Source organism: Protofrankia coriariae (genome assembly GCF_001017755.1).
Lineage (GTDB): Bacteria > Actinomycetota > Actinomycetes > Frankiales > Frankiaceae > Protofrankia > Protofrankia coriariae.
On the sequence record NZ_JWIO01000094.1, the window covers coordinates 1 to 4,369 of the forward strand.

General features: G+C 77.3%; 3 protein-coding genes. All 3 read right to left on the reverse strand.

The features are described 5' to 3' along the window. Nucleotides 1-1,123 (reverse strand): beta-ketoacyl reductase (locus FrCorBMG51_RS25910; RefSeq protein WP_157180672.1); only part of this gene is annotated, 1,123 nt, incomplete at its 3' end. Beyond that, nucleotides 1,110-2,444 (reverse strand): polyketide synthase dehydratase domain-containing protein, encoded by a 1,335-nt coding sequence (locus FrCorBMG51_RS25915; RefSeq protein WP_052915014.1) that lies wholly within the window; start codon nucleotides 2,442-2,444, stop codon nucleotides 1,110-1,112. The genes FrCorBMG51_RS25910 and FrCorBMG51_RS25915, both read right to left, overlap by 14 nt. Then, nucleotides 2,441-4,369 (reverse strand): acyltransferase domain-containing protein (locus FrCorBMG51_RS24280; RefSeq protein WP_157180673.1); only part of this gene is annotated, 1,929 nt, incomplete at its 5' end. The genes FrCorBMG51_RS24280 and FrCorBMG51_RS25915, both read right to left, overlap by 4 nt.

The following is a 4,369-nucleotide window of genomic DNA, read 5'->3' on the forward strand; positions in this document are numbered from 1 at the left end:
CGCCCGCCCCGCCCGCCGCGCCGGGCCGGGCCGCCGCGGCAGCGGCGGAGACGGGGGTGGGGACGAGGTCGCGCAGGACCGTCGGCGCCTCGCCCTCGATCGTCGCCGGGGTGAGCCGGGCCGGGACGAGCAGCCCGCCGCCGTGCGCGACCGCCGCGTCCAGCAGGTGCACGCCCAGGTCGGCGGGCAGCGGCGCGACGCCGCGCCGCCGCCAGCGCAGCACGTCGGCGTCGGTGAGCCCGACGGCCATGCCGCCCGCGGCCGCGTCCCACAGCCCCCAGGCCAGGGCGGTGGCGGGACGCCCGTCGGCGCGCAGCGCCTGCGCGAGCGCGTCGAGGAACGTGTTGCCCGCCGCGTAGTTCGCCTGGCCGGGGTTGCCGACGACGCCGGCGACCGAGGAGAACAGGACGAACAGCGACAGATGACGGTCGGCGGTGGCCTCGTGCAGCGCCCAGGCCGCGTCCACCTTGGGCCGCAGCACCGCGTCGAGCCGCTCGGCGGTCAGCGACGTCACGATCCCGTCGTCGATCACGCCCGCGGCGTGGACCACCCCGGTCAGCGGGCGGTCGGCCGGCAACTCGTCGAGCAGCCGGCGCAGCGCGGCGCCGTCCGCCGCGTCGACGGCCGCGACCGTCACCGTCGCGCCCAGGCCGGTCAGCTCCTCGACGAGGTCCGACACGCCCGGCGCGGCGGATCCCCGCCGGCTCGTCAGCAGCAGCTGGCGCGCCCCGTGCGCGGTGACCAGCCGGCGGGCGATGAGACCGCCGAGGGCACCCGTCGCCCCGGTGACCAGCACCGTCCCGGCCTGAGCCGGGATCGAGGCCGATTCCGGTCCCGATCCCGACACCGGGGTCGAGGCCGGGGCCGCGGCGGCCGGTGGGCGCGGGCCGCCCCGGGTCAGGTGGGGCACGAGCGCCACCGAGCCGCGCAGCGCGAACTGGCTCTCGCCGGTGGCCAGCACCCCGGCCAGCGCCGCCGGGTCCGGGCCGGCGCCCTCGTCCTCGTCGGCATCGATGTCGACGAGGACGAAACGCCCGGGGTGTTCGGCCTGCGCGGTCCGCACCAGCCCCCAGACGGCGGCCGCCGCCGGATCCCGCACCTCCCCGACGTCACCGGCGGGCATCGCNNCCGGCGGGCATCGCCCCCCGGGTCACCACGACGAGCCGGCTGCCGGCGGAACGCTCGTCCGCGAGCCATCGCTGCACCAGGTCCAGCGCCCATCGGGCGTACCGGTGCGCGGTGGCGGCGGTGCCGCCGTCCGCAGCGTTCGCTGTCTCGGGTGCCGCCGGCGCTGGCGCCGCTGTCTCTGCCGCGTCCGGCGTGGCCAGGGCGCGTGGCAGCGGGGCGAGCAGGACCGTCCCGTCCTCGGGCGGAGTCAGCTCGGCGTGCCGCTCGGCGCCGGGCAGGCCCAGGTCGTCGTCGCCCAGCACGGCCCACCGGGTCGGCGTCCCGGCGGGCGGGAACGGCAGCGGGTTCCAGGTCAGCCCGTACAGCGGTGGCCGGCCGCCGGCCGTCACCTGCCCGGCGTCGATCTCCCGGATCCGCAGGGACGCGACCGTGCCGAGGGGACGCCCCTCGGAGTCGGCGATGTCGATCCGGATGTCGTCCGGGGCGGTGCGGGTCAGGGTGGCGCGCAGCGTCGAGTGCCCACCGCTGGGCAGGCTGACCCCGCTCCAGGAGAACGGCACGGTCAGCCGTGCCTGCTCGCCGCTGTCCTCCGCCGTGACGAGCAGCACGTGCAGCAGGGCGTCGAGCAGGGCGGGGTGCGGAGTGAACACGCCCGCGTCCGCCGTCAGCGCGGCCGACGGGAGCGACACCTCCACGTGCAGGTCGTCGCCGGCCCGCCAGGCGGCGGTGAGGCCCTGGAAGGCCGGGCCGTACCGGTAGCCCCGATGCGCGAGCGCGTCGTAGGCGCCGGCCAGGTCGATGGCCCGCGCGCCCGCGGGCGGCCAAGCCGCCGCGCCGGGGGAGCTGTCCGGCGTGCCCTGGCCGTCCGGCGTGGGCTGGTCGTCCGGCGCGAGCTGCGCGGTCAGGTGGCCCCGCGCGTGCCGGCGCCAGGACGTCGCGGCGGTGCCGCCGTCCCCACCGGTCCCGTTGACGGCTCTGTCAGCGGCTCTGTCAGCGGCTCTGCCGCCGCTGCTGTTACCGCTCCCGTCACCGCCCCAGCCGTCGGTTTCGTCGGCGGGACGGGTGTGGATGCTGACCGCCCGGCGTCCCGCCGCGTCCGGCCCGGAAACGGTCAGCCGCAGGTGGCGGCCGCCCTCCTCGGGCAGGACCACCGGCTGTTCCAGGACCAGTTCGGCCAGCTGCCCGGCACCGACCCGCCGGCCGGCGTGCACCGCCAGCTCGACCAGGACGGCGCCGGGGACGACCACGCTGTCGGCCAGGCCGTGGTCGGTCAGCCAGGCCGCCGCGTCGCGGTCCAACCGGCCGGTGAAGATCACGCCGCCGTCGTCCGGCAGCTCGATCTCGGCGGCCAGCAGGGGATGGTCGCTGGAGCGCTGCCCGGCCCCGTCCGGGCCGGTGGGGGGTGGCGGGGGGTCCAGCCAGTAGCGACGGCCGCCGCGCCCGGCAGCACCGTGCTGCCGGCGACGGCGTGGTCGGCCAGCCAGGGTGTGGTGGCCGTGGTCAGCCGTCCGGTGAGCAGCAGGCTGTCGTCACCGGCGACGGGCAGCGCCGCGTCGGCCAGCGGATGCCCGGCGGCCAGGCCCGGTGCCGGGCTGCCGGCGTGCGTCGGCGCGGTGATCCAGTAGCGTTCCCGCTGGAACGGGTAGGTGGGCAGCGGCACCGGACGCCTGGCGTCGCCGGCGAACACCGCGCGCCAGTCGACGCCCACACCGGCGACGAAGGCGGCGCCGAGCGCGGCGGCCAGCGTCTCCGGCTCCGGGCGGCCCCGGCGCAGCAGGGGGATCAGCGCGGGGGCCAACCCGTCGGCGTCGGCGAGCACCGCGTCGGCCATGGGGGTGAGCACCGCGTCCGGGCCGATCTCCAGGTAGCGGACCACCCCGCTGCCGTGCAGGGCGCGCACCGCGTCGGCGAAGCGCACCGCATCCCGGGCGTGGCGCACCCAGTACCCGGCGTCACGCAGCTCCTCGCCGCTCGCCGGTGCGCCGGTGAGCGTGGACACCACCGTCAGGCGTGGTTCGTGGTAGCTCAGCGTGGCCGCGTGCTGGCCGAACTCGGTGAGTATCGGCTCCATCAGCGGCGAGTGGAAGGCATGGCTGACCCGCAGCCGGCGGGTCTTCACCCCGCGTTCGGCGAGGACGGCGACGATCGCGTCGACGGCCGGGCCCGCCCCGGAGAGCACCGTCGCCTTCGGCGCGTTGACCGCGGCGATGCCCACCTGTCCGGCCTGCCCGGTCTGCTCAGTCCGTCCGGCCAGTTCGGCCAGCAGCGGGAGCACCTCGTCCTCGTCGGCGGCGACGGCCACCATCACCCCACCGGCCGGCAGTTGCTGCATGAGCCGGCCACGGACGGCGACCAGGGCGGCCGCGTCGGGCAGGGTGAGCACCCCGGCGACGTGGGCGGCGGCGATCTCGCCGATCGAGTGGCCGGCGACCGCGTCCGGGCGCAGCCCGAAGGACTCCAGCAGCCGGAACAGCGCCACCTGGAAGGCGAACAGGGCTGGCTGGGCGTAGCCGGTGGCGTCCAGCGCCGAGGCCAGGCCGCCCTCGCCCTCGGCCGGGGCCGGGGCGAAGACAAGATCGTGCAGGGGGCGGTCGAGATGGGGGTCGAGGTGGGCGGCGGCCTCGTCCCAGGCGGCGGCGAAGACGGGGTGGTGGTCGTGGAGTTCGCGGCCCATGCCGGGGCGTTGGCTGCCCTGGCCGGTGAACAGGAAGGCGGTGCGCCCTGGCAGGGTGGGCTGCCCGCGCCGCACCGTGGGCGTGCTGCGCCCCGCGGCCAGCGCGGCCAGGCCGTCGAGCGCTTCGCGCGGGTCGGCCGCGACCACGGCCGCCCGGTGCGGCAGCACGGCCCGGGCCGTCACCAGCGAGTATCCGACGTCGCGCAGGTCGAGGTCGGGGTGTGCGGTGAGGTGGGTGTGCAGGCGGGTGGCCTGGGCGTTCAGGGCGGCGGGGGTGCGGGCGGACAGCAGCAGGGGGACGGCCGGAACGGGCCGCGGCCCGGCCGTGACAGCTGTGCTGGCTGTGCTGGCCGTGCTGGCAGTGACAGCGGTGTCAGCGCCGGTGTCGGTGGTGTGCGCGTGGCTGTCGTCGGTGTCGATGTCGGTGTCGGCCGTCGGGGTGGCGTCAGCCGCGCTGGTGGTGCGTGCGTCCGAAATACCTGAGATACCCGAAGTGATCGAAATACTCGAAGCGTCGGGAGCGTCGATGACGCGGGATGCGTCGCCGGGGGGCGCTTCGAGGATGAG